General features: G+C 39.6%; 17 protein-coding genes and 1 tRNA gene. 5 read left to right on the top strand and 13 right to left on the bottom strand.

The window, feature by feature from the left end; all coding sequences use genetic code 11:
* Nucleotides 1-5 precede the first annotated feature (5 nt).
* The 3 genes from SHALO_RS00715 (at nt 6) to SHALO_RS00705 (ending at nt 3,337) form a co-directional block, all read left to right on the top strand.
* Nucleotides 6-302, top strand: coding sequence for a c-type cytochrome (locus tag SHALO_RS00715; protein ID WP_069476934.1), 297 nt, complete (start codon nt 6-8; stop codon nt 300-302).
* Between the two features lie 497 nt (nt 303-799).
* Nucleotides 800-2,137, top strand: coding sequence for a cytochrome ubiquinol oxidase subunit I (locus SHALO_RS00710; protein WP_069476933.1), 1,338 nt, complete (start codon nt 800-802; stop codon nt 2,135-2,137).
* A 9-nt stretch (nt 2,138-2,146) separates the two neighbouring features.
* Complete coding sequence (locus SHALO_RS00705) at nt 2,147-3,337, top strand: hypothetical protein (RefSeq protein WP_069476932.1); 1,191 nt, start codon at nt 2,147-2,149, stop codon at nt 3,335-3,337.
* Between the two features lie 116 nt (nt 3,338-3,453).
* Here SHALO_RS00705 and SHALO_RS00700 read toward each other — a convergent pair whose 3' ends face one another.
* From SHALO_RS00700 to rpsU, 8 genes are all read right to left on the bottom strand, one after another.
* A complete protein-coding gene (locus SHALO_RS00700; RefSeq protein ID WP_069476931.1) occupies nt 3,454-5,622 on the bottom strand; it encodes a malate synthase G in 2,169 nt (722 codons plus the stop codon).
* Nucleotides 5,623-5,730: 108 nt separating this feature from the next.
* Nucleotides 5,731-6,096: a diacylglycerol kinase gene (locus SHALO_RS00695; RefSeq protein WP_069476930.1), complete on the bottom strand. Its 366-nt coding sequence runs from the start codon at nt 6,094-6,096 to the stop codon at nt 5,731-5,733.
* Between the two features lie 38 nt (nt 6,097-6,134).
* Nucleotides 6,135-6,371, bottom strand: coding sequence for a hypothetical protein (locus SHALO_RS00690; RefSeq protein ID WP_238585263.1), 237 nt, complete (start codon nt 6,369-6,371; stop codon nt 6,135-6,137).
* Nucleotides 6,372-6,439: 68 nt separating this feature from the next.
* Nucleotides 6,440-6,937 (bottom strand): YajQ family cyclic di-GMP-binding protein, encoded by a 498-nt coding sequence (locus SHALO_RS00685; protein WP_025343351.1) that lies wholly within the window; start codon nt 6,935-6,937, stop codon nt 6,440-6,442.
* Between the two features lie 28 nt (nt 6,938-6,965).
* The gene (locus SHALO_RS00680) at nt 6,966-8,144 is read right to left on the bottom strand and encodes a glutathionylspermidine synthase family protein (protein WP_069476928.1); all 1,179 of its coding nucleotides are present in this window, start codon (nt 8,142-8,144) and stop codon (nt 6,966-6,968) included.
* A gap of 2 nt (nt 8,145-8,146) precedes the next feature.
* A complete protein-coding gene (locus SHALO_RS00675) occupies nt 8,147-8,773 on the bottom strand; it encodes a UPF0323 family lipoprotein (RefSeq protein WP_069476927.1) in 627 nt (208 codons plus the stop codon).
* 4 nt (nt 8,774-8,777) lie between these two features.
* Entirely contained in the window at nt 8,778-9,497 is a 720-nt protein-coding gene (locus SHALO_RS00670; protein WP_069476926.1) for a helix-turn-helix domain-containing protein, read from the bottom strand.
* A 132-nt stretch (nt 9,498-9,629) separates the two neighbouring features.
* Nucleotides 9,630-9,842 carry a 30S ribosomal protein S21 gene (rpsU, locus tag SHALO_RS00665; RefSeq protein ID WP_025343347.1) on the bottom strand — a complete coding sequence of 71 codons (213 nt, stop codon included), beginning with the start codon at nt 9,840-9,842 and terminating at the stop codon, nt 9,630-9,632.
* Between the two features lie 202 nt (nt 9,843-10,044).
* On the opposite strand from rpsU, the gene SHALO_RS00660 reads away from it, so the two are divergent.
* Both SHALO_RS00660 and ccoG read left to right on the top strand, forming a co-directional pair.
* Nucleotides 10,045-10,743: a recombinase family protein gene (locus SHALO_RS00660; protein ID WP_069476925.1), complete on the top strand. Its 699-nt coding sequence runs from the start codon at nt 10,045-10,047 to the stop codon at nt 10,741-10,743.
* Complete coding sequence (gene ccoG / locus SHALO_RS00655; protein ID WP_069476924.1) at nt 10,733-12,100, top strand: cytochrome c oxidase accessory protein CcoG; 1,368 nt, start codon at nt 10,733-10,735, stop codon at nt 12,098-12,100. The genes SHALO_RS00660 and ccoG overlap by 11 nt, the downstream gene beginning before the upstream one ends.
* Before the next feature lie 185 nt (nt 12,101-12,285).
* Here ccoG and rplT read toward each other — a convergent pair whose 3' ends face one another.
* The 5 genes from rplT to SHALO_RS00630 form a co-directional block, all read right to left on the bottom strand.
* A complete protein-coding gene (rplT, locus tag SHALO_RS00650) occupies nt 12,286-12,639 on the bottom strand; it encodes a 50S ribosomal protein L20 (RefSeq protein WP_069476923.1) in 354 nt (117 codons plus the stop codon).
* A gap of 115 nt (nt 12,640-12,754) precedes the next feature.
* Nucleotides 12,755-12,949 carry a 50S ribosomal protein L35 gene (gene rpmI, locus SHALO_RS00645; protein ID WP_025343343.1) on the bottom strand — a complete coding sequence of 65 codons (195 nt, stop codon included), beginning with the start codon at nt 12,947-12,949 and terminating at the stop codon, nt 12,755-12,757.
* Between the two features lie 127 nt (nt 12,950-13,076).
* Nucleotides 13,077-13,592 (bottom strand): translation initiation factor IF-3, encoded by a 516-nt coding sequence (gene infC, locus SHALO_RS00640; RefSeq protein ID WP_069476922.1) that lies wholly within the window; start codon nt 13,590-13,592, stop codon nt 13,077-13,079.
* Complete coding sequence (thrS, locus tag SHALO_RS00635) at nt 13,589-15,406, bottom strand: threonine--tRNA ligase (protein ID WP_069476921.1); 1,818 nt, start codon at nt 15,404-15,406, stop codon at nt 13,589-13,591. The genes infC and thrS overlap by 4 nt, the downstream gene beginning before the upstream one ends.
* Before the next feature lie 52 nt (nt 15,407-15,458).
* Nucleotides 15,459-15,534 (bottom strand) — tRNA-Val (locus SHALO_RS00630).
* Nucleotides 15,535-15,599 lie beyond the last annotated feature (65 nt).

The raw sequence follows: 15,599 nt of genomic DNA, 5'->3' as shown, positions 1-15,599 counted from the left end.
ATTCGATGAAAAAAACAGTATTCTTGGCAGGTCTTATGTGTGCTACTTCTATTTTTGCAGCAGATGGAGCAACACTTTTTAAAGTCTGCGCGACCTGTCACGGGGCAAAAGCAGAAAAAGCAGCCCTCAATAAATCACAAATTATCGCGGGTTGGGATGCTGCAAAAATCACCGCTGCACTTAACGGTTATAAAGAAGGTACTTACGGTGGTCCACTAAAGGGCACCATGACACCACAAGTAAAAAACCTTGATGATACTTCTATTAAAGCTTTAGCTGAATATATCTCAAAGCTAAAATAATTCTACTGAGAAAGAGCGTGTCTCTTTCTTCTTTTTCAACATTCAATTTCGTTTTTTACTTTCGCTAAAATTAATTATATTTTTTAATTTTATATTCAATAACTCTGCTCTATAGTTACTTTTAAATTATAAATTTATTTTATTATAATTATTCATTTTGCTTTTAATTAAATTTAACATTAAATTAACACTTATATGTCATTCTTTTACATAAGAAAATTTTTAGTTTTAAAGTGCCGTTTACCCGAAGTGATCGCCAAACCTACATCGGGTAAACACAACGTGCTTGTTGCAACGCAGTATGATTTTACTCAATTATGGCTTAAATATTAAGCTTTTTTCTGCATTAACCACAAGCGCACCTTTTACATGTAATATCAAAATGGTTCGCAAAGGCAGAGATACCTCCCCTCTTGGTACAACATTATGTCACAAAATAGTCCGTATTAAGAGGCTCTGCTTTTGCAAACCATTTTAAAATCTTAAGGAGGTGTTAGGTGGAATACATTGGATTATATCCTCTATTCTATTTTCCAGAAATTGGCTCAGCTTGGCTGATGGGAATTACGGGCAGCATACATATTATGGCGTCGCATACGTCTGTTGGCGCGGCTTTATTGTTTGCTTTTTTAGCACACAAAGCATACCACGAAGACCGACCAGAACTTTATGACTATATGAAAAAGTATGGTATGTTTTTGGTGATCTTCTCTTATGTCATCGGTTCTATTACGGGACCTGGTATTTGGTATACCGCCACAGCGGCGAGTCCTCGTGGTATTAGCGCGTTGATTCATAACTTCGTTTGGGTGTGGGCAACCGAATGGGTCTTCTTTATTGTTGAAGTGATTGGTGTCTTTACGCTCATTTATACAATTGGGAAGATTGATCGTAAAACACATCTAAAACTTACCTATATGTTTGCTTTGGCTTCGATTTCTACCCTTTTCCTCATTATCGGCATCATCAGCTTTATGATGTGGCCTGGAACTGAAGCGTGGTATCAAACTGGTTCAGCGAGTGACGCGTTTTTTGGTATCAATACATTCCCACATATGTTCTTACGCATTGGTTTTATGATTGTTATGTCCGCCATTATTGGCTTTATTATCAGTAGTAGTTTAAAAGAAAAAGATCTTAGAACTGAGCTAACACGTAAACTTGCGGTTGTTGGAATGATTGGTGGGCTTACGGTCATGATGTCGTTCTTATGGTATGTGCAAACATTACCACAAAGTGCATGGGATCTTTTCCATGATGTCCTCTGGGAACGCGATGGAATGACGCGAATTGTTGTCGTAAGTATTATTGCGCTCTATCTACTGTTAGCATTTGCACTTCCTCGCTCTATTAATACAGTCTTAGCCGTCGTGATGATGCTCGTTATTGGTGTTATCGGCGTTTGGCCGGGTGAAAAAATGCGAGAGAGTATGCGTAAACCTTATGTTGCAGGTCGATATATTTACAGTAATCAATTGATTTCAAGAGATGTTCCTGGTAAACATGTCAAGTCCGAGATGGCACTTGTGGCAGAAAAAGGCTTGTTAAAGCTAGCCCCTTTTATTCCTGATCGTCTGCGAACCATTACGCCTGAAAACCAATTGGAAGCAGGGCAGTTGCTCGCCAAAATCGCTTGTTCCAATTGCCACTCCTTGGAAAAAGGAGCTAAATTTAGACCATTACCCGATAAGTTTCCAGAAATGGATGCAGATACGATTGAAATGGTGCTAACAGATGTTATTGCAGCGGGAGTTCGTAGCTATATACCACCGATTAAACTACCTGCAGATGAAACTAAAGCGCTAGCAGCTTGGCTTGCTACGCAAAATAAATAGGAGGACGACATGGATATTGGTCTTGTTTTAAATACGCTTCGTGATCCTGCGGGCGTACCCTTTTATCCCATTGTATTTCAAGCACTTTATATTCTAACATGGGCATTGCATATCGCTTTTGTGCTTTTAGCGCTTGGTGGAATACCCCTTGCCTTGATTGGTAATGCTAAAAAATCCATTGATGAAAACTGGAAAAAACTAGGTGCGCATATGACACAGGTTGCCAAAATTAGTGTCTCTATGCTCATTGTTTTAGGGGTCGCTCCTCTTTTATTTACGCAAGTCATTTATGATGCAAATTGGTACGTCACCAATACATTATCAGGACTTTGGGTTGTTGCTTTTATCTATATCCTGATTTTAGCGTACTCACTTTGGTATTGGTTCTATTATGCCAATAAAGGCAACTCTTCGTTTACATGGCTTATCGGCAGTGTCTCTTTTGTTGCTTTTATCGCAGCAGGGGTTTTGATGCATGCTTTTGCCAACGAATCCATTCAACCCGATCAGTGGATGAACTGGTACGCACCAAATGGCGTCATAGACACATCTGGTACTGTTTTGCATATTGATATTCTGCGCTTAGCCTTTATGGTGAGCCTTAGCGCACCTGTTGTGGGTATCTTTTTGCTCAACTATACAGATTACACATCAAAATGCGATGGCTATACGGCTGAATATCTCGCATTTGTGAAGAGCCTTGGTAAGAAAATAGCTATTGTAGGCTTACTGATCAGTGCCGTTCTTTTTGCAGCATGGGTTCTTACACTTCATATGTTATTTCATCCATTGGTGCTTGCTATTGTAGTTTTTGTGCTTATCTTGCTTTTCATGGTGATTAAAGAGAGTAATAGTTACATTACAACCCTTGTTTTAGTGGTAACGGCACTTCTCATTTCAACACTGCGCGAAGTCATTCGCATGAATATCATGAGCAAATATGGCTACAGTATCTATGATTATCCAATGAATATTGACTGGCCAACTGTGATTATGTTCTTATCAACATTTGTCTGTGTCGGCTTTACAGGCGTTGGATTTATGCTGACATTAGCATGGAGGGCAGGACGAACCAAAGGTCTTTATACGGCAGATGGTACCGTTACTAAACTGGCCAATGCTACGGTTGGCATTACGATTATTTGGGCATTAGTCTTTATTGCATGGGGACTTGTTGTCGTCTTTAAAAATACACTCTAAGCGCGTCTTCTATTGAAGTATCGCAAGGCTCAATGAGCCTTGCGATACTTTACATGTAACCATTCATCCAATAAAATTCTCACAAAACGAGCTGCGTCCGAAGAGTTAAGATCGTTTCACGTTCTCTCTTTTTTAGCCTCTTTTCTCTTTACATGTAAAATAAATTCCGTATAGCCATTGGGTTGAACTCTTCCTTTAAAAACCAAATCACATGCAGCTTGAAACGCAACACTTTTTTCAAAATGGGGTGCCATTGGTTTATACTGTTGATCATGACTGTTTTGACGATCGACGATTATCGCCATCTTTTTAAACGCCTCTCTCACCTCTGTTTCGCTCACCAATCCATGGTGCAACCAGTTCGCAAGATGTTGGCTTGAAATGCGTAACGTCGCCCTATCTTCCATCAGTTCAATATTGTTAATATCGGGAACTTTAGAGCACCCAATACCTTGATCGACCCATCTCACAACATACCCTAAAATGCTCTGTATGTTATTTTCAATCTCTTTGGTTTTTTCCTCTGCGCTTAATGCTCGTTTCAAAAGAGGCGGTGTCAGCAACGCTTCGAGTGAAGCTTTTTGCCGTGTCATCAGTTCATCTTGTTTTGCCATCACATCGACATAGTGATAATGCAACGCATGCAATGTCGCCGCCGTAGGAGAAGGTACCCATGCGGTGGTAGCGCCTGCTTGGGGGTGAGCGATTTTGACCTCTACCATCTTTTTCATGGCATCAGGCATCGTCCACATACCTTTTCCAATTTGAGCCTTTCCTTTAAAGCCTAAAAGAAGCCCAATATCGACATTTTGGTCTTCGTATGCCTTCAACCAGACCTCTTTTTTCATCTCTTCTTTGGGAACAACGACGCCCAATTCCATGCACGAATGAATTTCATCGCCCGTTCGATCAAGAAATCCTGTATTGATAAAAAAGACGCGCTCTTTTGCCGCTTCAATGCACGCTTGGAGATTGACACTGGTACGCCTCTCCTCATCCATAATGCCCATTTTAATGGTGTATGCTGGAAGCCCCAAAACCCCTTCAACCTGCGCAAAAAGAGTGCTTACAAAAGCTATCTCTTCCGCTCCATGGCATTTAGGTTTTACAATATAGACACTTCCTTCCACGCTGTTGCAAATGCCTTCATGTTTGCGCAAATCATGAATCGCACACAACGTGGTGACAAACGCATCTAAAAAACCCTCGGGAATGGCTTCGCCTCGGTAGGTGATGGCATCGGTGTACATGTGCATTCCCACATTACGAATCAATAACAACACCCTACCTTTGAGCGTGAGTGTTTGTCCATCGGGAGTTACAAAGTGCTTATCGGGATTGAGGGTACGATGAATGTTTTTGCCTCTGTTTTCAAAATCAACAGATAAATCACCTTTCATTAGTCCATTCCAATTACGATAAATATTCACCTTATCCGCACTGTCCACCGCCGCAACCGAGTCTTCACAATCTTGAATAGCGCTAAGCGCCGATTCTAAAATAACATCCTTGATACCAGCGACATTGCTCTGCCCTATCAGACTCTTTGCATCGAATTGAATCTCTACATGTAAACCATGATGCTTAAACACCAAAGCGCTCAACACGCCCTCTTTTTCAAGGTAAGCCACCCACTGTTCTGGAACATTAAGCGTTGTCTCAGCGCCTGATAAAAGCGTCATTACCACAGTTTTATCTCTCACTGCAAAAGATTTGACATCACGGTAAGAACCTTGTATTAAAGGGATAATGGCATCTAAAAAATCATACGTCAGTTCAAAGACTTTTTCACCTCGTTTAGGATTATACGTACCGTGCTTTTCATAACCCACCGTTTCTTCTATCATATCGGTTCCGTACAAAACGTCCAGTAAACTGCCCCATCGTGCATTGGCGGCATTGAGCGCATAGCGAGCATTGTCCGCAGGAACGACTAACTGAGGTGCGGCACAATGAGCGATTTCAGGATCTACATGTAAAGGTGTGATAGAAGAAGGTGATGGTGGAATGAGGAGGTAATCAATCGAGCGCAAAAAAGCGTGATGTTCCTCAAATGACAACGAAGTGCCACGACGTGCTTTATACCACGCATCAAGCGTTGCTTGAAACGCATCTCGTTTGTCTAAAAGGGCTTTATTCAACGGTGCAAGGCTTTGCACGGTTTGTTCAAACCCATTCCAAAATCGCTCTAGCGAAATACCTGTTTGAGGAAGTGCTTCATTGATCATAAAATCATACAAGACTCTATCAATGGCTAAATGACCTACCAAAATTTTATCTGACACGTTTTGCCTCCTACGAATCTCTCTTTTCGTAAAGGCTAACACAACCGCATGACAATCTTGCGATGTTTGACTCAAACTTTCATATACAACACAACGGTCGTGTAAAAATTACCCAAAAATAATTTTAATAAAACAAGCGCCCCAGACAACCACAACAATCACGATGCTTAAAAACACAACCGCACTTCCTGCATCTTTCGCGCGCCCTGCCATTTCATGGTACTCAAGCGTGACCAAATCCGTCACTCGCTCAATGGCACTGTTGATTGCCTCCGTCAAAGGCATTCCCATCAAAGCAATAAACATCAATAATTTATACGAAAGCTCCAAAGGTACTAAAAAATTCACAGGCAATAAACACAGAACAATGATCAATTCCAAGCGAAAAGAGGTCTCATTGACAATAATATCCCTAAGCCCTTTAAGAGCGTAGGTTGTATTTTTAAAAAAATGGTATTTAGGTTGATTTCGCACATTAAGCCTTATATCAAAATTTTACATGTAAGGATTGATTACGATTTGAAACAGATATTTCGCGCCAAATACCACTTCACAATCGCCATCGTCGAATAGTTCATTTCGCGTTGGTCAAAAGGAATGGAACAGACACGCATTTTCGAGCTTATGACGCCGCTTACAAGCGTCAAAAACAGAAAAAAAGCGATGCCTATCCAGATATTGTACACATAGCCTATCCACAGTCCCACAATCAAAGGGATGAAGGTTAACGCACCATAAAGGCTAAACATTAAAATCCTACACCAAAATCCTTTGATCTTGGGAACGAGCTCAAGAATAGGAGGTATCTGCTCCATGGCTACTTAAGATTGGTAAAATTGACAGGAAAGTCAAAATCGCATCCGCGAATCGCTTTGATCGCCTCTTGCAGATCATCGATCGCTTTGCCCTCCACACGTACCACATCGCCTCGAATGGAAGCTTGCACTTTGAGTTTAAGTTCTTTAATCTCTTTGACAATTTTTTTCGCATCTTCACCGGAAATCGCATCAACAATGCTGACGGTGACTTTGGTTTTATTGCCACCTGCGACTTCTCGCTTGGTCTCTTTGAGTGCTTTTGAAGAGATGTCACGTTTAATCGCTTCGGAAATCAATGACTCCACCATAGCATCCGCTTTTGTATCGCTTGTCGTCAACAACGTCACCGTTTTGGCTTTTTCATTGTGTTCAAATTCACACGTAATGCCTTTAAAATCCCATCGATTGGTGATGACTTTTTTAGCTTGCTCATACGCGTCTTTAAATTTTTGCTTGTCAATTTCTGCAGTAATGTCAAAACTATGCTCTTTTGCCATTTTTTCTCCTTATAATCTTATCAATACTTTAATCTTTAATGCGGTGACCCACAAATTTGGAGAAATTCTCCATAATGAGCCCTCCTCTTCTAAAACCAAGACCACACCCTTCATAAGCAAAGAAGACCCCTGCTTGGTAGGATTTACCTTCATTGTCTTTGGGAAGTTCCACATATTCTTGGTAAATGGGTTTAAAATTGCCATAATCACCCTCAACTTTTGCTATAACAGACATATCGGTATCGTAAATAACTGTGTTAGCACCTTCCCGTCCAAACGCCCGTTTTTCAACCTGTTTTTTGCCTTTTAGTGGCTCATACGATGTCTCTAACAATAGCGGATGGTTAGGAAAAAGATCCCATAGAATCTTCATAAATGCCTTGCTTTGGAACAGAAGCGTATAGGCAGGATTGAGAATGATCGCTTTTTGCTCTCGCACAATTTCATCCAAAATAAGGGCTAAATCACCCTCTTCAATGGCGATGTTTTCCCAAGGAATCAATTTAAACCAAAATTCAAAATTTTCATCTTCTTTAAAAATCCCTTCGGCATTAAATCCTACCTCATCCACATACGCAAAATCGGTATGAAATCCCGCCTCGTTTGCGGCTGTTTGAAGTAACCGTGTGGTATTTTCATCTTCAATATTTCCGCGAATCGAAGAGAACAAAATCTTCCATCCATCGTAATACTCAGCAAAATCTTCTGTATTGCCACCCAACACAACAAGACGTTTAAAATTCTCTTTCAGTGCTTCAAAAACGGTATTGAATTGTTTGGCTTCATCCATACCATTGGCTTTGAGCATTGCCCATTGAATAATGGCTGTCTCATAAAGTGAAGTTGGCGTATCGGCATTAAATTCGATGAGTTTAATCGGCTTACCATCCACACCGCCTGCAAAATCAAAACGACCATACAGATGCCAATGCACATCATTTGCCCATGAGTTTTTGATCAATTCCACTAAATTAAAAGGAATGTTTAGCTCATGAAAAAGGTTATTATCAATCACATGCTGACCTGCCTGTGCAAACATATCGTACAGCGTGTTAGCCGCTTCATAATACGCTTCCACCTCATCATTACTGACAAGAACAAGCTCATCTGCAACATACGATGTTTGATCGGCATCCGTGTGCCAATAAAAGCCGATCGACTCTAAAAACTCTCTGCTTAACGGTTTAATTTTTTCTACATGTAACATGATTAACTTCCTGAACTACTAGGTACACTTGAGGTACCACTGGATGATGAGCCACTGCTGGAGCCTGAAGAACCAAAGAAGCCACTGCTTTTAGTAGCACTGCTACTCCCTGATGTCGACATCGGTTTGTTAAAACTGCTGGTACTTCGGGAGTAAGCTTGTGGAGATTTATAGGTGGTTGCGCGCTGATTTTGGTAATTTTGGTTGTTAAAAAGTTTATTGCCTATCCAACTACCAATCATCGCACCTGCAATACTGGAGAGTAAAACACCACCCAATCCCATTTGACCAGAACCCATACTTGGATTTGTCAGTGCAGACGTATTGTTATCAATTTTAGCAGCTTCTTCTTTGACGAGCGCATCAATTTCAGTTTGCGATAAAATCCGCTCGCTTCCATCAGGCTTTCGCACAATGACCCTCGTTGTTGAGCTTGGGTACTCTTCTGCGATTTTATACTCACCGGTGGCACTTTCGTCGACAATCACCAATGCACCTTGCGTTTTTGCAGCATCTGCGAGAACATTTTTATTCTCATCTTTTTGATCACATCCTTGCATGCTAGCAATCACAAGCACGCCCATGCCTCCGGCAATCATATAATCTGAAATTTTACGAATATACTTCATCTTTTTATTCTCCCAATATCTCTTTAAGCTTTTTTCCTTTTTTGATAAAAAGTTTGCCATTTTTATCCATGACATCATTCAATTGACCCACTTTTTGACCTACTTTATCGCTAATGTACTGTTTCTCTTTTTTAGAAAATCCTTTTTCCTTAAGATAGCTGCGCAAATCTCGCCAGTCACTGTACGACTCAAACCTATCTTCCACAACACCGCCCTCTTCCTCTTCATCTAAGACATCCGCCTCCTCGAAAGAAAAAGCGTCTTCAATAGGACTTTTTGGTATAGAAGCATCTGTCGCAGATGTGTTAGCCGCTGTGACAGTCTCGTTTACGGGAGCATGTGTGATTTGGCGATTGGCTAACGTAAGAATGGCTTTGAGCTGTTCATCTCTCTCTTTATAGATCATCTCGATTTTTTCTTTGGATTCGATTAACAAACGCTCTTTATCGGCAATCAGTCGCTCTTTATCCCCTTCTAACTTCTCATTTTTAAGCTTCATCTCTTCAAGCTGAAGTTTAAGAAGCTCTACATAAGCACTCTCGGTAGAACTTGGTATTTTACGCGCAGGCGTACCTTCTTTGAGACTATTTTTTGTTAGTAAAATGTACTTTACTCCATTTTCAACAACGCTTTGTAACGACCCTCTTCGCAAACGATTATAGATAGCCTCTTTACTCACGCCTAAAAGCTTTGCCGCCTCGATAACGGTTAGTTTTTTATCCATCTTGTGACCCTTTTGCTAACAAAGAGAAATATATTTGCATTCATGTTATCATAGGTTTGTTTAGTTTATTTTGAGAAAGTTTTTTGAGAGTGAAGAGAAGAAGCCAAGAAGCTAACTTCTTGGCTGTGTGTGTTAGAGTCTCGACTCGTAACGGCGAAGCATATAAAGTCTTTTCAACTGTTTTTTGCGCGCACTAATTTTATCTTTTTTGCGTTTTTCGGTTGCTGTTTCATAGAAACGTCTTGCACGCACTTCGGTTACAACTAGGTTACGATCAACTTGTTTTTTAAACTTTCTATACGCTTCGTCAAACGAATCGTTAGGATGTACTTTAATTCCTGGCATACTCTATCCACCACCTTTCTGGATGAATTTAGGAACGCATTCTAGCCAACTCTTTTTACATGTAAGCTTAAAACTACTTATTACTTTTATACTAATACTAGATTATTATGAATATTGACGTAGAAATTCAATTTTATATTGACTTTCTACGTCAATATCTGTATACTTTCGCTTATACAAATGATAAAAAGGTGACATTTTTATGAATATTGTCCTTTTAAAAAACAGAAGCGATGATGCTCCCATCATCGTTCAGCAAAAACAGATCATGAAATACGCTCATCATCACGATCTCAAAATCGATACAACAGAGATTGAGAACTCCGATTCTACGTTGGAGTTAGAAGAGCGTAAAGAGTTTAAAGGTTTTTTACGATCACTTTCCAAAAATGATCATATTATCATTTTTGATCTATCAACCTTTTCCAACAATGTGGAAGAATTAGTCAAAGTATTTGAGTGCTTGCTAACACGTTCCATTTCGATACACATTGCCGATGCAAATGCCTGTATTCATGTTGACTCAAAACCCTTAGTCTTACTGGATCTTCTGGTGAAACAACGTGAGTTCAATAAAAAATTGGACAAAGAAAAAGCGCAAGGAAGACCAAAAGGGCGTATGTCCAAATCCAAATTTGATGCGTATCGTCCTCAAGTGATTGAACTGCTTGAAAATCGCACGTCCATTAGTGAGATTGCAAAAATCTTACATGTAAGCCGTACGTCTTTAAAAGATTATGTCAATTCAAGAGGCTTAAAAGAACTTGTTAAAGCAAAAGCAACCCTACTTCAATCTTCTCGTAAGCAACCACTGGCACTTACAAAAACTCAAACCGCGAAAGAGTGTTCACTCATTACGCAAATCATAGACCAACCAGAAGGATCACACCATGAATTGTAATAGCGATTGTTCGACACAACCAATCTATTATAGGATAAAACGTTATAGTGTTTTTGGCATCATTACACTGATTGCATTGATTTTGCCATTTATTACCGTAGAGGGAAAACACTTTTTTTTACTGAGCTTTGACAAAAAACAGTTAAATCTTTTTTTTACTGCTTTTGATATGCAAGAACTTTACTTAATGCCCTTTGTTATCATGCTCTTTTTCTTAGGCATCTTTTTTATCACTACACTTGGTGGTAGAGTTTGGTGTGGATGGTCATGTCCCCAAACTATTTTTAGGGTTATTTTTCGCGATCTTATTCAAACACAACTCCTAGGAATCCGAAAAAATATTCATAATAAACAAAAAGAGCCTGAGGGGCAAATAGTAAAACGCTTTGTAGCGGTAGTCATTTGGGCCTGTTTAGCACTGCTTGCAGCATCAAACTTCTTGTGGTATTTTATTCCACCAGAAGACTTTTTTGTTTACCTGCAAAACCCTCTTGATAATAGTATTATGTATGGCTTTTTGATAGGTATCACTGCTTTTCTAGTGTACGATGTTGTTACGCTTAAAGAAAATTTTTGTGTCTATATTTGCCCTTATGCACGTATTCAATCCGCACTCTTTGATGAAAACACCATTCAAACTATTTATGATGAAAAACGTGGTGGAAAGATTTACGATGAGAAAGGTCACAAACTCGGAAGTAAACCTCCTTTGGCAACCGATGACTGTACAGGGTGCGAAGCATGTGTTCGCGTCTGTCCAACGCATATTGATATTCGTAAAGGTATGCAATTAGAGTGTATCAACTGTTTAGAGTGTGCGGATGCGTGTACTCCAGTGATGGAAAAATTAGGTAAAACGTCTCTGATCACATGGACAAGCTATAATGCGGCAGAAAAAGGTGTGAAAACACAATATTTCCGCTTCAGAACCATTGCCTATATGGTGGCGCTAAGTATTGCGCTTATCGGGCTTTTTGCTATGGGAACTCAAAAAGAGTATATGCTCTTAAATATCAACCGTACCAGCCAACTTTACAAAATGGCAGACGATGGTAAAACTGTTGAAAATGTCTATACCTTCTTGTTTCAAAATACGGATTCAAAAGACCATCTTTACTATTTTGACATTTCCAATAATGATATAAAAATCGAGAAACCGAGCGAGCCTTTTTTACTCAAAGCGGGTGAAAAAGTCAAAAAAGTTGTGATTCTTGTTTCTGTTCCTAAAGAGCTTAAAGTCGAAGGTGAGGATCTTCCTATTACGGTGAAAGCCTTTGCTGTTGATGCAAAAGAGACCATCATTGTAGAACGACATACGATTTTCATCTATCCTAAAAAGAGTGATGTCCAACCTTAGAAAGAGTACCGTGTGTAAGGAAATTTTTTCCTTACACACTTTTTCAATACTGCAATAGCTATTTTTTATATCTTCATTACTTCTTAATTTTATAGATAATCGTATTTACAAAAAAAGTCTAGAAAGTGAAGGTAAAAAAATGGGGGGCTAGATGATGGATAAACCACCATCTAGTGTGTAAAGTATTAAAGCGCTACTTTTGCTTGTTTTACAACGGTTGCAAAGGCTTCAGGGTCATTCATCGCCATATCTGCAAGAATCTTTCTGTCTAAATCAATATTTGCTTTGTTTAGGGCATTAATGAAGCGTGAGTAGCTAATGTCGTTAAGTCTACATGCTGCATTGATACGTGTGATCCAAAGTCTTCTAAAATCTCTTTTCTTTTGTCTTCGATCACGGAATGCATAAACTAAACTTCTCTCAATTTGCTCTTTCGCTTTTCTAAAGTGTTTTCTTCTTCCACTAAAGAAGCCTCTTGCCATCTTTAAAATTTTCTTGTGACGTCTTCTTCTGACGATACCTGTTTTTACTCTTGCCATGGTGTCTCCTTGACCAAATAAATCAATGTCGGTGTCCCGTCTCGGGAACTTACCCTCATTACGAGGGGAACATTACATGTTGGGTGAATGACTCTTGTCAAAAACTCTTTTTAAATTACGCTTTACAAAGCATTAATTTAACGGACTTCTCATCGCGTGCATCAACTGTTTTAGCAACTTTCAAACCACGCATTCTTTTCGATGGTTTTTTAGTAAGAATATGACTTCTAAAGGCTGCGCCTCTTTTGATCCTGTTCTTACCTGCTCTAAAACGCTTGGCTGCACCGCGTACCGTTTTCATTTTCGGCATGCTTACTCCTTGTGATTATTCTAAAATCTAATGAGGAAATATCCCCTCTAGCGTTAGAAAACGGCTATAATAGCTTAATTTTCCTTAGAGGGGATTAAAAGAGTGGAAAGATTGCGATAAACTGGAGTTACTTTTTAGGAGTCACCAGCATATTAATATAACGTCCTTCAAGCTTTGGAGTTTTCTCGCGCTCAGCAATATCTTCTATCAGTGGCCAAAGACTCTCTAAAACCTGCTCACCAATCTCTGGGTTAGACATCTCACGACCTTTTAGGAAAACCCTAAAACGCACATGTTTGCCCTCCTCCAAAAACTCTCTAGCATGTTTGACTTTATAGTTAACATCATTCGCCGCAATTTTCACAGAAAGTTTGATCTCTTTGATCTCAATAATTTTCTGATTTTTGCGTGCTTCTTTTAACTTCTTTTCTTGTTGATACTTAAACTTACCATAGTTCATAATTTTACAAACCGGTGGCTTTGCATCAGGTGCAATTAAAACGAGATCTAATCCTAGCTCGTCTGCTTTCGCAAGAGCTTCATTTCTGGTAATGATGCCATATTGTGTGCCATCATCGCCAACACATCTTACCTCAGCTGCCCTGATTTCGTCGTTTAGCATAACGTCTTTGTCTTTACTCAAAAGTGTACCTCACTAAGTTTATCCTTCATATTTGATATTAATGCTTCTTTTGTTAAATTATACTGTATTCTTTCGCGTCTATCTCTCACCGCAACGCTCTGTCCTTCAACTTCCGCATCGCCAATCACCAAAATCATCGGTACACGCATGGTTTCAGCGTTACGAATACGTTTATTTAGACTCTCATTTTTAGAAGAGACCTCAACGTCAATTCCTTCAGCCATCAACGCATTGGCTAATGTTTTCGCATAATCCAAATGTGCATCAGAAATAGGGATAATCACCGCTTGTGTTGGCGCCAAGAAAAATGGAAATTCTCCTGATGTATGCTCAATTAAAATACCAATAAAACGCTCAAATGAGCCTAAAATTGCGCGGTGTAACATGACAGGACGCGCATGTTCATTATTGGCATCCACATAAGAAATATCAAAACGCTCAGGCAAGTTAAAGTCAACTTGAATGGTACCACATTGCCATTTACGTTTAAGCGCATCGGTAATTTTAATGTCAATTTTAGGGCCGTAGAACGCTCCACCACCCTCATCAATGCCATAATGGATTCCATTTTCATCGAGTGCTTGTTTAAGCCCTTCGGTTGCGGCTATCCAGTATTTTTCATCGCCGATTGATTTTTCAGGGCGTGTTGAGATTTCCATCTCATACTTAAACCCAAATGTTTTCATAATAGAATCGACAAAACTCAAAATTTCTAGAACATTCTCTTTAATTTGATCAGGTGTACAGAAAATATGTGCATCATCTTGGGTAAATTCGCGTACACGAAATAACCCATGGAGTACGCCACTTTTTTCATGACGATGAACAACCCCGTACTCAAAGAACTTAAGGGGTAAATCACGGTAACTGCGCACTTCGCTCTGGAACACTTTAATATGCCCTAAGCAGTTCATCGGCTTAATGCCATATTCGGTTTCGTCAATCACAGTAAAATACATATTTTCGCCGTAATTTTGGTAGTGTCCGCTAATTTTCCAAGCATCGGATTTTAAAATCTCAGGACCACGTACAGGCAAATAACCACGCTTACGATGTGCTTTAAAAAGAAGTTGCTCTAGCTTACTTCTTAATTTTCCACCATTGGGCAACCAAATAGGAAGACCCGCACCCACTTCATCATCAAAGGTAAAGAGCTTAAGTTCATTACCGATTTTACGGTGATCACGTTTTTTTGCCTCTTCAATCATGGTGACATAATCTTTGAGACTCTCTTTATCTGCAAACGCTATACCGTAGATACGCGTCAACATCTCACGTTTTTCATCACCGCCAAGGTAAGCCCCTGCGACTTTAATCAGTTTAAAAAATCTAAGATATTTGGTATTGGGAACGTGAGGGCCACGGCATAAATCTTCAAAATCACCTTGCTTATAGATGGAAACTTCACCATCAGGGATGCGAAGCAACACTTCTTGCTTAAGATCATCGTGTTCAAAATGTTTAATAACAGCCGTTTTTGTCGTATAACTTTTTTCAATGGGTAACTTGGCATTAGCAAGTTCTGCCATCTTTTTCTCGATCTCTTTAAGATCAGCATCACCGATCTTTTCATTCACACGAAAATCGTAGTAAAAACCGTCTTCAATGACCGGTCCAACAAAAAATTGTGTATCTTTGTACAACGCTTTGATGGCTTGAGCCATTAAGTGTGCACAGGAGTGACGAATCACTTCAAGAGCCTCTTTAGAGTTGTCAAATAAGATTTTGTCTTCGTAAGTCTTTGAGGAAACAGCAGCGGTTTGGGTGTCGATGATAAGGGCGCCATCTTTATAGGCTATAACATCATTCATCATAATAAATCCTTTTACTTGTATGAACTCCCAAACAGACGGGAGAACAAAAAAATGGTGGTCGCGAGAGGATTCGAACCTCCGACCACTACCTTGTCGAGGTAGTGCTCTACCAACTGAGCTACGCGGCCACACAATTTAAGAGCTGAGATTATACCAAAAAAAAACGAAAATGCAACGTTTTTTGTGAAAAAAT

This window comes from Sulfurospirillum halorespirans DSM 13726, assembly GCF_001723605.1.
GTDB classification, from domain to species: Bacteria; Campylobacterota; Campylobacteria; order Campylobacterales; family Sulfurospirillaceae; genus Sulfurospirillum; species Sulfurospirillum halorespirans.
The sequence above is the reverse complement of the archived record's forward strand: the minus strand, read 5'-3'. Positions and strand labels throughout refer to the sequence as shown.